Source organism: Facklamia sp. P12932 (assembly GCF_050409545.1).
In the GTDB taxonomy this organism is placed as follows: Bacteria; Bacillota; Bacilli; order Lactobacillales; family Aerococcaceae; genus Facklamia.
This window is the reverse complement of sequence record NZ_JBNUPG010000027.1, coordinates 1-14,112: the sequence shown is the minus strand read 5'-3', so window position 1 is coordinate 14,112 and position 14,112 is coordinate 1. Positions and strand designations below refer to the sequence as shown.

17 protein-coding genes are annotated in these 14,112 nt (G+C 37.0%); all 17 read right to left on the bottom strand.

What is annotated here, in order from left to right; all coding sequences use genetic code 11:
* Positions 1-87: 87 nt before the first annotated feature.
* Positions 88-267 carry a 50S ribosomal protein L32 gene (gene rpmF / locus ACQV2P_RS08025; RefSeq protein WP_428874498.1) on the bottom strand — a complete coding sequence of 60 codons (180 nt, stop codon included), beginning with the start codon at positions 265-267 and terminating at the stop codon, positions 88-90.
* Positions 268-296: 29 nt separating this feature from the next.
* Positions 297-836: a YceD family protein gene (locus ACQV2P_RS08020; RefSeq protein ID WP_428874497.1), complete on the bottom strand. Its 540-nt coding sequence runs from the start codon at positions 834-836 to the stop codon at positions 297-299.
* Positions 837-960: 124 nt separating this feature from the next.
* Positions 961-2,181, bottom strand: a complete 1,221-nt coding sequence (locus ACQV2P_RS08015; protein WP_428874496.1) for a nucleotidyltransferase family protein — start codon at positions 2,179-2,181, stop codon at positions 961-963.
* Positions 2,182-2,952: a class I SAM-dependent methyltransferase gene (locus ACQV2P_RS08010; RefSeq protein WP_428892969.1), complete on the bottom strand. Its 771-nt coding sequence runs from the start codon at positions 2,950-2,952 to the stop codon at positions 2,182-2,184.
* On the bottom strand, positions 2,952-3,314 hold the full coding sequence (gene rsfS / locus ACQV2P_RS08005) for a ribosome silencing factor (RefSeq protein ID WP_428874831.1): 363 nt from the start codon (positions 3,312-3,314) through the stop codon (positions 2,952-2,954). Before rsfS ends, ACQV2P_RS08010 begins: the two co-directional genes overlap by 1 nt.
* An 8-nt stretch (positions 3,315-3,322) precedes the next feature.
* Positions 3,323-3,940: a bis(5'-nucleosyl)-tetraphosphatase (symmetrical) YqeK gene (yqeK, locus tag ACQV2P_RS08000; RefSeq protein WP_428874493.1), complete on the bottom strand. Its 618-nt coding sequence runs from the start codon at positions 3,938-3,940 to the stop codon at positions 3,323-3,325.
* A 17-nt stretch (positions 3,941-3,957) separates the two neighbouring features.
* Positions 3,958-4,635 (bottom strand): nicotinate-nucleotide adenylyltransferase, encoded by a 678-nt coding sequence (locus ACQV2P_RS07995; RefSeq protein ID WP_428874491.1) that lies wholly within the window; start codon positions 4,633-4,635, stop codon positions 3,958-3,960.
* A gap of 19 nt (positions 4,636-4,654) precedes the next feature.
* The gene (gene yhbY / locus ACQV2P_RS07990) at positions 4,655-4,972 is read right to left on the bottom strand and encodes a ribosome assembly RNA-binding protein YhbY (protein ID WP_428874833.1); all 318 of its coding nucleotides are present in this window, start codon (positions 4,970-4,972) and stop codon (positions 4,655-4,657) included.
* 32 nt (positions 4,973-5,004) lie between these two features.
* Positions 5,005-6,153 (bottom strand): ribosome biogenesis GTPase YqeH, encoded by a 1,149-nt coding sequence (yqeH, locus tag ACQV2P_RS07985; protein WP_428874834.1) that lies wholly within the window; start codon positions 6,151-6,153, stop codon positions 5,005-5,007.
* Positions 6,116-6,649, bottom strand: a complete 534-nt coding sequence (locus ACQV2P_RS07980; protein WP_428874488.1) for a YqeG family HAD IIIA-type phosphatase — start codon at positions 6,647-6,649, stop codon at positions 6,116-6,118. Before ACQV2P_RS07980 ends, yqeH begins: the two co-directional genes overlap by 38 nt.
* Positions 6,650-6,866: 217 nt before the next feature.
* Complete coding sequence (locus tag ACQV2P_RS07975; protein ID WP_428874487.1) at positions 6,867-7,094, bottom strand: YkuJ family protein; 228 nt, start codon at positions 7,092-7,094, stop codon at positions 6,867-6,869.
* Between the two features lie 120 nt (positions 7,095-7,214).
* Positions 7,215-8,093: an NAD(P)-dependent oxidoreductase gene (locus ACQV2P_RS07970; RefSeq protein ID WP_428874486.1), complete on the bottom strand. Its 879-nt coding sequence runs from the start codon at positions 8,091-8,093 to the stop codon at positions 7,215-7,217.
* Positions 8,093-9,304 carry a glycosyltransferase family 4 protein gene (locus tag ACQV2P_RS07965; RefSeq protein ID WP_428894863.1) on the bottom strand — a complete coding sequence of 404 codons (1,212 nt, stop codon included), beginning with the start codon at positions 9,302-9,304 and terminating at the stop codon, positions 8,093-8,095. The genes ACQV2P_RS07970 and ACQV2P_RS07965 overlap by 1 nt, the downstream gene beginning before the upstream one ends.
* Positions 9,305-9,483: 179 nt before the next feature.
* Positions 9,484-11,205, bottom strand: coding sequence for a phosphoenolpyruvate--protein phosphotransferase (gene ptsP, locus ACQV2P_RS07960; RefSeq protein ID WP_428894862.1), 1,722 nt, complete (start codon positions 11,203-11,205; stop codon positions 9,484-9,486).
* Complete coding sequence (locus ACQV2P_RS07955) at positions 11,205-11,471, bottom strand: phosphocarrier protein HPr (protein WP_428874483.1); 267 nt, start codon at positions 11,469-11,471, stop codon at positions 11,205-11,207. The genes ptsP and ACQV2P_RS07955 overlap by 1 nt, the downstream gene beginning before the upstream one ends.
* Positions 11,472-11,640: 169 nt before the next feature.
* Positions 11,641-13,218, bottom strand: coding sequence for a peptide chain release factor 3 (locus ACQV2P_RS07950; protein WP_428874481.1), 1,578 nt, complete (start codon positions 13,216-13,218; stop codon positions 11,641-11,643).
* Positions 13,219-13,294: 76 nt separating this feature from the next.
* On the bottom strand, positions 13,295-13,954 hold the full coding sequence (locus tag ACQV2P_RS07945) for a DivIVA domain-containing protein (RefSeq protein WP_428874480.1): 660 nt from the start codon (positions 13,952-13,954) through the stop codon (positions 13,295-13,297).
* Between the last annotated feature and the right edge of the window lie 158 nt (positions 13,955-14,112).

Below are 14,112 nucleotides of genomic sequence, written 5' to 3'. Positions count from 1 at the left end.
AACCGTTAATTGCTTAATCTCCTTGGATAGCATCAACCCTATTGGACATAGAGCCAAAAAAGACCGATTAACCGATCTTTCTTGTTATTATTTTGCTACTTGTTCTACATTTTTTCCTGCGTAGAAACCACAATTACCGCATACACGGTGGCTTAATTTCATTTCGCCACACTCAGGACAAGGATTCATTCCTGGTACGTTTAATTTGAAGTGAGTACGACGCTTTCTTTTTACTGCTTTAGATGTTCTTCTTTTTGGTACTGCCATGTTTTACACCTCCTGGTAGTTGATGACCATTATTTATCTTGGTCTGATAATAACGTTTTTAAGGCTGCAAATCTTGGATCAACTTGATCCTCTTCTGCTTGGTTTTGAAGATTATATTCTTCTTCGGTTACGACTGTCCAGTCTTTGCCTGAAGGAAGATCTGTATCATCCTCTGCAATGACTTGTCTTGGAATATTCAAAAGAATATTATCAACAGCAGACGCTGCGAGGTCAATATAGTCATGTTCAAGAACAATAGTGGTTTCCTCATAGTCTTGAGCATTAAAGTCTAAACTTTTATCAACGTAGCGTTCTCTCACCTTTATTGATAAAGGGACAACTACAGGCTTCAAACTACGAGTTGAAGGCAATGTCACGTCCACATCAAATTGGCAGTGGAGCACAAACTCTTCATCACGCAAAAGGAAGTATCCCTTAGAATGCACTTCATCTATGTGGATTATATCCGACTTGCGTTCACTTATTTGTGATTGGATATCTATTCGCTCATCAAAAGAATAGATGCCGTCACGACAGGCCTCACGTAATTGACGAAGGGTCCATTTCATATATATCACCTCTAAAACGACAAAATAAATTATACTTAAGAAAAGACAGCTTGTCAATCACAATAATCAATTCTAAACCAATATTAGTATAGCTGATTGACGTTCATATTACTAGTTTAGCTTGCTATAAATAAGGCTCATTTAAATAAATGGGATGCTTTGCTATCACTTGTTCTTCAGTTTTTTTATTAGGATTGGCCTGCAAAATACTATCTACTTGCAAGGCCAAGTGATAATTGTCTGCTATTTCTTGCGATAAATTAGAAAAAAGTTTTAGTTTTTCCGAATTAAAGCTGCTTAAAAAGGCTCGTCCCACTTGATTAAAAGCCAAGATACGAAGCACTTTCTGCTTTTTATTTTTTGTTAAATAACTTTGCCACATTGTTTGATCAATATGCAATAAAACCATCATCAATAGACGTTGTACAGCTGACCGTGTCCACCGACTCGAAGTAAGAGCATCCACTAATTCCTCCCAAGACTGAGTTTTGAGATTTTGCTTATAGATAGCCGACTCCATCCCCTCGACCATTCCTTGAATTTTAGCAAGACCTTCTTTCCCCAACGCTAAGATAGCATAGTTGAGTAAGGTATAATAATCTTGCCATTCGATTAAGGAATGCATTTGCAACTTCTGCCAAGTCATTATCGGAAGATTTCGAGCTTTTAGAACACCCTCTTGAACTTCCTTTCTGATTTGACTGCCTGAAAGGATAGATATTGGTTGTAGCTCATGTGGTAGCTCAATCCACTGTTCTAGCTCTTGAGTTTCTTTAAGACGAGGGATAACAATTGGTTGAATTTTAGAACCTTTTAGTGCTTTTAAGTACAGAATGCCTAGCATTTGATTGCTAGCAGATGGATCGAAACTTAAACTGTATTCATGCTGTTTCAATTGTTGAGCGACAGCCGTTTGATAAGCGGCTGGGTAGGCCTTTCCTTCTTTAAGTAAAAGACGGATATTTTTTTGCAAGTCCGCATCAATTAACTCAATAAAATTTAAATAGGCTTGAAGATCTGCTAATTCAGCCGATTCACTTCCAAAAGCTAAATAATCAACCTCCAAGTCTTTCATGATGTCAACGGAGCTTCCGGCAAAAAAATCCGCTGCCTGCAGACTAGCATTCAATGGAAGTTCGAGGACTAGGTCTGCTCCATTTTTTAAGGCAAGCTCTGCCCTATGCCATTTATCCAGAATAGGAAACTCCCCTCTTTGCACAACATTCCCACTCATTAAAACGATAATGCATTCAGCTTGAGTTAAGGTCCTTGCCTTTTTGAGTTGATAGAGATGGCCATAATGAAAAGGATTGTATTCTGCAATAATGCCTAAGGTTCTCAACATTCATTCCCCCTTTTGACATACAAAAAACCAACGATCAGTCTTTTGATCTTGAGATTCGTCATACTGACGTTCACCAAAATTGACCAAAACTTGAATTTGTTGTGGTTGCAAGCCTACTTCTAGTAGAAAATTTTTATAAGTAGCTAAGGGATAGGTTTTTTCTTCTAGGTCGACTTGATAACGTCTATAAAAATCTTGATCAGCTTCAGACTCAACGCGATCAAAGACAGTTAACTGGTGAATTACACTTAAATCATTAGCTTTAGTGAAAGATGTCCACAATAGAGCTCCCTTTTCATCTTCATCCTGATAAGAAAATTGATCAAATCCTTGACTCAATTGATAAGGGGTCCATACATCAAACAATAATCGACCACTATCTTTTAGACAATTAACCATTGAAAAAAGAGCCTGTTTAAGCTCTTCTTCATTCTTTAGAAAACATAAAGAATCTGCATAGCAAGTCACTAAATCATACTTTCCCTCTTCTGCTTCTAGATTGAGCATATCACCTTGTTGAAAGATGAGGTTTTCATATTCATTTCCTGCTTGTTTTTTAGCTTGGTCAATCATTGCTTCATTTAAATCCATACCCTTAACTTGCTGATAATTCTTAGCTAATAAACGGCTAAAATAACCTGTCCCACATGCCATATCCAAAACATTTTCAACAGCTTCTCCTGCATGAGCTAAAGTAAAATCTAGCCACTGATCATAGGCGCTCAAATCATTAAAACGGTCATAAACCAAAGCGACATCGGTAAAACTCATTAAGGATTCACCCATGCAGAAATGTCCACTAATGGCGCATCTCGCCAGATTTTTTCTAAATTATAATGGCTACGCTCTTCATAATGAAAGACATGAACAACTATTTCATAAATATCAATTAAAATCCAGCGTCCGCCATCTTTTCCTTCAGAACCCTTGATATTTATATTCGCTTGATGACATTTTTCAATGATTTCGTCCACAATCGCATTAAGTTGACGTTCATTCTTGGCGTGCATGATTACAAAATATTCTGCCAAGGGTGTCATTTGACTTACATCTAAAGCCATAATATCTTGGCCCATCCGATCGTCCGCCGCTTTTACAATTACTTCTAATTTTTCTTTACTTGATAATGTCATAATTCCTCCTAAATAGCTTTATTTGCTTTATAATTTTTAATCCAACTATTATAGACTTCAATTTGTAAGGGGAAAAGATATTCTTGCCTTTTCATCAAGTGCTTTACTGTCATACGCATCTTCAAAAAACAGGCCTTATCTAAATCAATTTGACTTAGTTTTCTAACCTTATTGACTCCTTTAAAATTACGTCCTTCTTCTGTATAGTCTGCGATATAAAGTATTTTTGCAAGTTTTGACATTTGGTGCCAGCCCGTAGTATGAGCAGCTACCGCTTGAATAATTTCATCATCTTGACATGCTAGATCCGTTTTCAATATTTGTGCAGCAGCAAAACCATGCCAGATTCCTTCTGTTGCGTCTTCAAGCCGCTCGTCTGACCAAAATGCTTGAGCTAAATTTAACATTGCCTCGGATTCAATTTCTTTGGCATAGTCATGCATTAAAGCAACGATTGATGCTTTTTCGATATCTTCTTCATAAAGCTTCGCTAACTCAAGCGCTTTTTTTTCAACCCCCATTACATGATCAAACCGTCTTTTTGATAAACGCTTTTCTAATTGATTAATCAACTCTTGACGGCTCATATTAATAAAGTCTTGTTGGTAAATAAGTTCTTCTGTCATAAAAACTCCTTCTTTCATCAATCCAAACGTCGATATAGGTCGTGGCGGTTAATGTAGTCTATCACCGCATCAGGAACTTGATAACGAATGGATTGTTCCAAGTAGACTCTTAGACGAATTTCCGTTGAAGAAAGCTCTACCAAAGGACTGTCTACCCAGATGATTGGATATTGCCCCCCATAAATTTCTTCACCTGGACGTCGCACACCCACAAATTGAACCATTGAAGCCAATTCACTAATGTCACGCCAAGTCTCTAGTTCATTAGCTGAGTCACTCCCAATGATAAAGTAAAAGTCGCACTCAGGGTAAGCTTTCACGAAATGCCTCATAGTATCAATGGTATAATTTTTCCCACCACGATTAACTTCGTAGGCTTGGAGTTTAAACAAAGGATTACCTTCGATCGCTCTTTGAACCATTTGCAGCCGGTGTTGAGAAGCAATGGTCTGCTTCCCCGGCGCATGAGGTGGCTTTGCGGTTGGCATAAACCAAACTTCATCTAAATCTAATTGTTTTCCTACTTGTTCAGCCATCATTAAATGACCTAAATGAGGCGGATTAAAAGTCCCTCCTAAAATACCGATGCGTTGGCGATCACGGTCGGTTGTTAAATCCGCTATTTGTCCTAAGGTGATCGAGGCATATTCTCGCTCAAGCCTCAAAATAGTTTGTTCACTGACGATCGTCCGCATGGAGGTCTCCTTTCTGTTGCTATTGAATAGTGGCTATTTCTTCACTTATTCTTTGATATTTTTCTTTGTGAGAAGGGCGATATAGAACAGCTGTATGTCCAACGGTTTGAACAATTACTGCATTAATTGCTTGAGCAATTTGTTCAGCCGCTTGATCAATTTCTTCATCAGAATTTTGCAGAATATTAAATTTAATTAATTCTCTTTTTTCAATGGCATCATCCACTTGTTGAATAAAGACTTCTGTAATTCCTAATTTTCCGATTTGAAAAATTGCTTTTTCTTTTTGCGCTTTTTTTCTAAGAAACTTAATTTGTTTTTTATTTAATACGGTCATATTGACTCCTTTTCTAACTAGATCTGTTTAACCTAAATCATACTTTCTCTTTGTGTAACTTGGACAGCTTTTGGAGCCCATAGTCTTACTTGAACAGGTTCATTAACTGTTAACCATCCTAGTCCAGCAATCGCTAAATCTTGATTGGGTTTTAATTGATAATCCCTTCCTTGTAGTTCAGGAAAATTAACTGCTTGATTGAGATATGGAGGACTTAAGAGTTGTCCTTTGTGCTCAAGGTAAAAGTCATCTGCCTTATCCGTTTTAGTCCGGTGAATATATGTCTCATTGGAGACATAAAAAGTAAAGGCTGCCCTTTCTCCTGCTATAAAATCAACTCTACCTGCTCCAGCTAAAAAGAGTGTTTGACCAGCATTTAACTGAAAAGTTCTAGGCTTAATTGCTTTATTGGGTAATAGTTTTTTCATTCCCTGACGATCTAAGTAATGAGCCAGTTGGTTTTCCTTGATAATTCCCGGAGTATCAATGATACCCGTTGTTTCTGTTAATGGTATACGAATCGTATCGAGTGTGGTGCCCGGATGATCAGAGGTTGTGATTATTTCTTTGTCTCCACCATAATGTCTCAGTAGTTGGTTAATTAAGGTAGATTTTCCAACATTAGTAACTCCCACTATGTAAACATTACGTTGTCTTACCTCGCGGTCAATCCGATCAATTAGAGCTTGTAAGCTAGCTGGCTTATTGGCTGACAGCAAAAACACTTCGTCTGGTTTTAAACTATTTTCAAAGAAACGCTGTTTCAACCAATGAACGATTCGATTTTGTTTGACTGATTTTGGTAATAAGTCTACTTTATTAGCGACTAAAACAAAGGGTTGCTTGCCAATAAAACGATTTAAGCCAGATAACATACTTCCTTCAACATCAAATATATCAATAACATTCACTACAAAAGCATCGTCTTCTGAAATGGAAGAAAGGCGATCCAGAAATATATCGTCTGAAATTTGCACATCCTGCAGCTCATTATAATGACGCAGTCTGAAACAGCGCTGACAATAAAAATCGCCTTCTATTTTTTTCTTCTCCAAGATAGAAGCCAATAAATACCCCATCTTATTAGGATCTTCACTTTGAATTTCAGCCCCACATCCAATGCATTGATAGTTTTCTTGTAAATTAGTTTGGTCTTTCAAGTTGGTCCCCCCAGTCTCCATGTCGGTCAATCCCAATCCATTTCAGTGCCATTTTTTCTAAAGTGCGATTGACCAGGGTGTAAATATTATCATTATTGACAATAGGTTTAACTAAAAGTACTTTCAAACCTAAACTCTTAGCTCCTATTACATCGGTCATTATCTGGTCACCGACCACTAAGACATGCTCCGGCTTAACTTGCATTCTTTTCATTGCTAAGCGAAAACTACGTCTGAGCGGTTTTAAGGCGTGACCGAGATAAGGTAATTTTAAAGGATCCGCAACCCTATGTACTCGTTCGGGATGATTGTTGGATAAAACAAATAATTTTATACCTGCATCTTGCATACTCTTTGCCCATATTGCTAATTCTTGGGTATGATCTAGGCAATTCCATGCCAAGAGTGTATTATCAAGATCTACTATTAGGCCTTTAATTTGCTGGTTGATTAGATCAGATGGCTTAAGACGATAAACTGAATTAAGACACCAAGTGGGTTGAATCAATTTTCTCATGATTCCTCCTATACTTTTTTATTATCTTCATTAACTTATTTCTTTTTTTACTTAAAGTCATTATAGCACATTCTTGTATTCTTATACTCATGATTCACTGGCTCTAATATTTATAATTATCTTGCTTAGGATTTTAACTGATGAAAAGATTATATGTTTATGATAAATAAAAAGAGGTCTAGGATTTCGATTATCCTCAGACCTCTTTTTGTTTGTATTAACCCAACAGATCAAATATTTCAATGGCTACTAGATCAATGTTGTCAAAGCGGAAAACAGTTCCCGTTTCTGATTCTGTCATTTCAAAAGCATCATCATTTGGTAAATAAGTCACTTGGCATTTTTCAATCCCATCCAATTCAAATCGACGAATTTCAACTTCATCTTTTGCCTTAGTCATTGTTTCTAGTCGTTGAATAATTCCAGTAAGTACAGATGCTTTCATGATTTCCTCCATTCTTCACTAAGAAGATAATTTATTTTATACAAGGTATACTAACAAACTGAGATAAAATTGCAAGAAATAAATTTTAAGTTGCTTCCCAACTTAGAGTGAGGAGGACTATTAAGCTTGATCCCACCAAAGCTTAATCAAAGCTTGAGTACCATCATTTTCATGACCTTCTTTTGCTAATTCTTGGTATAAATCATAGGCAAGTTTTGTACCTGGTAAATTTAAATTGGCTTTTTCAGCTTCTTCTAAAGCAATACCTAAATCCTTGATATAGTGCTTAACAAAAAATCCAGGTGAATAGTCTGATTTTAAAATACGAGGCCCATAATTGGCCAATGACCAGTTATTAGCAGCTCCACCAGTCAAGGTTGCAATAACTTTTTCTAAGTCTAACCCATTTGCTTTAGCATACCTTAATGTTTCGACCATGCCGGTCATTGTCCCAGCAATCATAATCTGATTACTTGCCTTAGCATGTTGGCCAGAACCTGCAGAACCATGGAGTTGAATACTTGCACTAAATGTTTCAAGAATAGGACGAACTTGATCTAAAGTTGCTGCATCTCCTCCAACCATAGCTGTTAGGCGTCCTGCTTTTGCTCCTAAATCTCCACCAGAAACAGGTGCATCTAAAACAGTAACACCCAAAGCTTGTCCTTTTTTAGTGAGTTCCTGAGCCAAACTTGGTCTAGAGGTGGTTAAATCAATAAAAACCTGACCTGAGTGAGCACCCTTAAACAAGCCCTTTTCACCTAGGTATACCGCTTCAACATCTTCAGGATAGCCAACTATTGTTAAGACTAAGTCACATGCCTGAGCAACTTCTTCAGGTGAAGCTTGCCAAATAGCCCCTTCTTCAACCAATTGATTGGCTTTAGACCTCGTTCGATTATAAACATAAAGCGGATAACCAGCTCTTAATATGTGTCTAGCCATTGATTGTCCCATAACACCTAGTCCGATAAAACCTACTTTGAGTGTTTGATCCACTATATTTTTCCTCCTATTACAATTTCACGAATAACATTTTTTACTTTACTAAAGACACGATCAAAAAGGCCAGTTTCTTCTTCAATATATCGCTCACATACTTGCTTGTAAAAGGTTAAAACTTGATCCGTAAACTTTTCTACTGATATTTCATATAAGTTATCTGTATCAATTGGATCAACTTGTTTTGAGTCTTTTTTCTCCAAAAAGTCTCTAATTGCTTGATCAAGTGTGTAATTTTCATCAAATAAGGCGCCAAAAGCCTCTTCTTGCATCACAGTCTTGAGGTAATCATTACTCTTAGCAATGATTGGACAGCGGTTAACAATTGCTTCTAGATAAGTCAACCCTTGCGATTCCGACTCTGAGGCATTTACATATAAATCAGCCATTTGGTAATAACGCCAAACTTCATCATGATCGACAAATCCGACAAAGCGCACATCTAAATCATGTTTACGACTAAATTGTTCTAGACTATCTCTTTCTGGTCCATCCCCAGCAATCACTAATTTTAGATTTGGATCCTTTTGCTTCAATTCACAATAAGAATATAAGACTTCAATTATATTTTTTTCTTTAGATAAACGTGATAAAGATAATAATACACGGTCTTTACTATTAAAACCTAAAGTCTTCCGCAAAGTTTTAGCTTCTTCTGGTTTAAAGTTTGGAATGTTTACTCCAGTAGCTATTATCTGTATAGGAACATGAACACCATAAGATTCTAAAGTATCTTTAGTTAATTGACTGGGCGCAATGACTGCATTTGATTGGTTACAATACTGACGTGAAATTACTCTTACATGATTGGCTTGAACTAAGAGCCCATCTAAAATATAGTGGGTATAATTTTCATACATTGTATGATAAGTATGTATATTAGGAATCTTCAAACGGCTAGCAACATACTTACCAGCTAAACCCATACTAAACTCGGTGTGCGTATGAATAAGGTCTAAGTTCATGGAACGCGCTATTTTCAAACAGCGATCGAATCCCCGATATGCAATTCTTCGATCAGAAAAACTTAAAAAGGGAACACTTGAAATCCTAACAACATCTGGCTCTGCTTCTGCATTCGGATCAGTAGTAGTGAAGATAACTACCTCATGTCCTCTAGCTCGCAATTCTTTTGTTAATAATTTGATTGAAGTTGATACACCACTTAATTGAGGAAAGTAGGTATCCGTAAACATGCCTATCTTCATAATGCTTCCTTCCTAGAGCTTATTTCTATTCTCATCTATTATAGTAAATATTTTACTACCTTAACAACAGTGTTTTTTGTAAAAAAAAGACACTAGAAACGATTTGTTCCACAAACATATGGCTATGCTTAAATGGCGACAAACTTTTCCTAGGGTCTTAACTATTTATGAAATACACTTTAGGCTAAATATTGATTAACAAGCTCTTCTACTGCTTCAGATGAATTACATTCCTTGATCACGCGATCAGCTAATTCTTGCATCTTTTTACTATCTAAGCGTGAAATTAACTGACGTGTTCTTAAGATTGACGAAGCAGACATTGAAAACTCATCTAATCCCATACCTAGTAGAATAGGTACCGCCATTTGGTCACCAGCCATTTCACCGCACATACCAACCCATTTACCTTCTTGGTGAGCTGCGTCAATTACAAATTTGACTAATCTCAAAATAGAAGGATTATAGGGTTGATAAAGATAAGAAACTCGCTCATTCATTCGATCAGCAGCCATTGAATATTGGATTAAATCATTTGTACCAATTGAGAAGAAGTCTACTTCCTTTGCAAATTGGTCCGCTAAAACAGCAGCAGCAGGAATTTCAATCATTATTCCAACTTCGATAGAATCTGAATATTCAACCTGCGCTTGTTGAAGTTCTTTTTTAACCTCTTCTAATAAAGATTTAGCCTGGCGAAACTCTGAAATTGTAGCAATCATGGGAAACATGATTTTCAAATCACCATGAACCGATGCTCTCAGTAATGCTTTCAATTGTGTTTTGAACATCTCTGGCTTATCTATAGAAATACGAATAGCACGGTAACCTAAAAATGGGTTCATTTCTTGTGGCAACTTCATATATGGCAAATGCTTATCGCCACCTATATCCATGGTTCGAACGACCACCCCTTTACCATCAACAGCTTCAAGCACTTGACGATAAGCGCGATATTGATCATCTTCACTAGGAAAATCAGAAGCATTCATGTAAAGGAATTCTGTTCGATACAAGCCTACTCCATCTGCTCCATTATCAATAGCTCCCTCAACATCCTTAGGGGTTCCAATATTGGCAGCAATTTCTACTGTTTTACCATCACTAGTTATGGATGGCGATGCTACCAATTTTTTTAATTCTTCTTGGTCTTGTTTAAATTGGTCGCCTTTATGCTGATACTCTTTTAGTTCTTCCTCGTTTGCTTGCAGGATAATTTGACCTTCTAAGGCATCTACGATTAAGTTTTCTCCCTGTTTAACCGCTTGAGAAACACCTTCAATCCCAACAACGGCAGGTATCTCTAACGACCTTGCCATGATAGCAGAGTGAGATGTTCTTCCGCCAATCTCTGTGACGAAGGCTTTCACATATTTTTTATTCAATTGCGCAGTGTCGCTTGGCGTTAAGTCTCTAGCCACCACAATTACTTCATGGTCAATAGTAGCTGGAGTCGGTAATTCCACTCCTAATAAAGCAGCTAAAAGTCGTTGTTTCACGTCACGGATATCTGCTGCACGTTCTTGCATGTAAGGATTGTCTTCCATCGCTTCAAATGTAGCAATAAACATATCTGCAACTTGTCCAAGACTAGCCTCTGCATTCATCTTATCTTCTTCAATCAAAGTTTTTACTTGGGCTAGGAATTCTGGATCTGATAAAACTAAAAGATGTGCATCAAAAACTTTTGCCTCTTCTTCACCTAATTGGTCAGCAGCTAATTGGCGAATATTTTCAAGTTCCGCTTTTGCTTGGTCAACAGCGACAGACAAACGCATAAGTTCCTGTTCACTATCTTCAATTGACTTTTTGTCAAAACTTAAGTCGGGATCCACTAATAAATAAACAGGTGCAATTGCAATCCCATCACTAGCCGCAATACCGGTTAGTTTATTAGTCATTATTCAGATAAGCCCTCTTTCTTCATGGTCTCTGTTACCGTTTCAATAGCTTCTTTTTCGTCAGAACCTTCAGCTGTAATTGTAACGTCAGCTCCTTGTCCTACGCCAAGAGACATCACTCCCATAATTGATTTCAAATTTACTGATTTACCTTTATATTCTAAGTTAATATCTGATGAAAACTTACTAGCTGCTTGCACTAATAAAGTTGCAGGTCTTGCGTGAATCCCAGTCTCAGCAACTACGTGAAATTCTTTCTTTTCCATATGTTCATCTCCTTAAAGACATTATTTCTAATATTAAGCTATGCGCTGAATAGCTATTCATTCTAGGCAAATAAAAACCCAGGCAAACGCTATCATTATTATACACAAAACCAAAATTAAAAGCTAAGATTATTTACTTATTAAATACCAGTAACCCTTAATAAGAGATTTACATCAACTGTTTAAGTTTAACATCAGGGTGTTTGTCTTTAAACCAATTTTCAGCAAACTGATTTTCAAAAAGGAAAACAGCTTGGCCGAAACGATCTTTTGCCAGAAGGTTTCGTGAGGAAGACATCTTAGGATCTAAGTCCTCATCATCAATCCAACGTGCAATTTTTGACCCCATTGGTGTCATTTCAACTTCTGCATTATATTCGTTTAATAAACGATATTGAAAAACTTCAAACTGCAGTTGTCCGACCGCTCCTAGTATATACTCTTCTGTATGATAGGTCTTATATAATTGAATGGCTCCTTCTTGCACAAGTTGTTCAATTCCTTTATGGAAAGATTTTTGCTTCATTACATTCTTTGGCGCTACTTTCATAAAAATCTCCGGCGTAAATTGTGGTAGATCTTCAAATTGGACGGCTTGGTTACCTGCATAGATGGTATCACCTATTTGAAAATTCCCCGTATCATATAAGCCAATAATATCGCCTGCAAAAGCATCTTGGACTTCTGCTCGACTGTCGGCCATGAACTGGGTAGTATGTGCCATTCGAATGGTTTTGCCGGTTCGGTTTAAAGTAACTGTCATTCCCTTTTCAAAACGGCCAGAAACAATCCTTACAAAGGCAATGCGGTCACGGTGTGCTGGGTTCATATTAGCTTGGATTTTAAAAACAAAGCCTGTAAAACGCTCATCTGTTGGCTGGATATATTCTTCGTCAACTGTTAAAGCCGGCGCCGGCTGATGAGACAAATCGACAAAGGCATCCAAGAAAGTTTGTACGCCAAAACCCGTTAAAGCGGACCCGAAAAAGACGGGCGTTAATTTTCCTCGTGAAATAGCCTGGCGATCAAAACTATTACCCGCTTCATGTAAAAGTTGTGCATCATCAATTGCTTGACTATAAATAGATGATGATTTAAAAGCGTGGTCTCCTTGGGCATGTCCTTCTTCATCCAGTGCTATAAAATAATCTTCATCATCTGATTGACGAATTTCCACGCGCTGATTGTATAAATCATATAGACCTAGTAATGTTTTACCCATACCCATTGGCCAATTCATTGGATAGGCATTAATTCCTAAGACTTCTTCTAATTCCGCTACTAAATCCATTGGCTCGCGTCCATCGCGGTCTAGTTTATTCATAAATGTAAAGATAGGAATTCCACGCTTTGAGACGACCTCAAATAATTTCTTAGTTTGAGGCTCAATTCCCTTACCAGAATCGACCACCATAACAGCAGCATCGACTGCCATTAAAGTACGGTAGGTATCTTCCGAAAAATCTTCGTGACCTGGAGTATCAAGAATATTAACTTGATAGCCATCATAATCCACTTGCATGACAGAAGACGTGACTGATATGCCTCTTTGCTTTTCAATTTCCATCCAATCTGATTTAGCGAATTTATTTGATTTTTTTCCCTTAGCTTTTACCGTTCCCGCTTCACGTATAGCTCCAGAAAATAATAAAAGTTGCTCGGTGATAGTTGTTTTTCCAGCATCGGGATGGGAAATGATTGCAAAAGTTCGACGACGCTCCACTTCTTTTGTTATATTTTTAACCATTATTTCTCCTCATTTCTGTTGATAACTTAAAGACAAGAAAAGCTGGGTTTACCCCCAGCCCTTTTTTATCATTTAGTTAACCATGAGCTTTCTTAAAATCAACCAATTTTTTGTCATTTGTCTTTTCTGCCGTTTCTTCATTCTTTATAACATCTTGAATTAAACGTTGTAATTCCTCTTTTTCTTTATCTGACAATTGTTTTTCTGCCGAAAGATTCTTTCGATGACTGTTTGGTTGTAAGTCATCTTGCTCATAATCTTCAATCTGATTCCTAAAACGATCCACTTGCTTGCTAGGAAAAACCTCATCAAAATTAGTTGATGAAACAAATTTTTCATAGTCTGAAATCATATCTAGCATTTGTGATTGCATCATTTTTAATTGATCTTTTAAATCTGTTCCTGTATTGGCTAGTTCCTTACTATAATATGCAAAGTTTTCTTTGTATTGGGCCACTTGCTCATTAGTACGATTTATTAGCTTTTCTGCTTCTGCTTCTGAATCGGCAATAATTTCATTTCCTGTCTTTCGTGCGTCCACTAAACCATCTTTTAGAGCGGCTTCAATCGACTGGAAATAAACCACTTTCTCTTCTAGAGCTTGTACTTTCTGGTTTAAATTAGCAACGTCTCTTTCTAAAGATTTAATTTTTTCATCTTTATATTCAACTAATTGGTTAACTTGTTTGCGATTATAGCCAAATAGATTAACAGACACTTCGCTGATACGGTCCATTTAGTCACCTCATAACTTTCTTTTCCATCAACTAATTTTAACAAAAAATACTTGTTTTGAATAGGTCCTATTGCGATATCCCTTATTTAATGACTTTTTAAACAGATAAATTATCATAACAAGTGCAACGTTCAATAAACGCAGAGTTCATTAGCTAT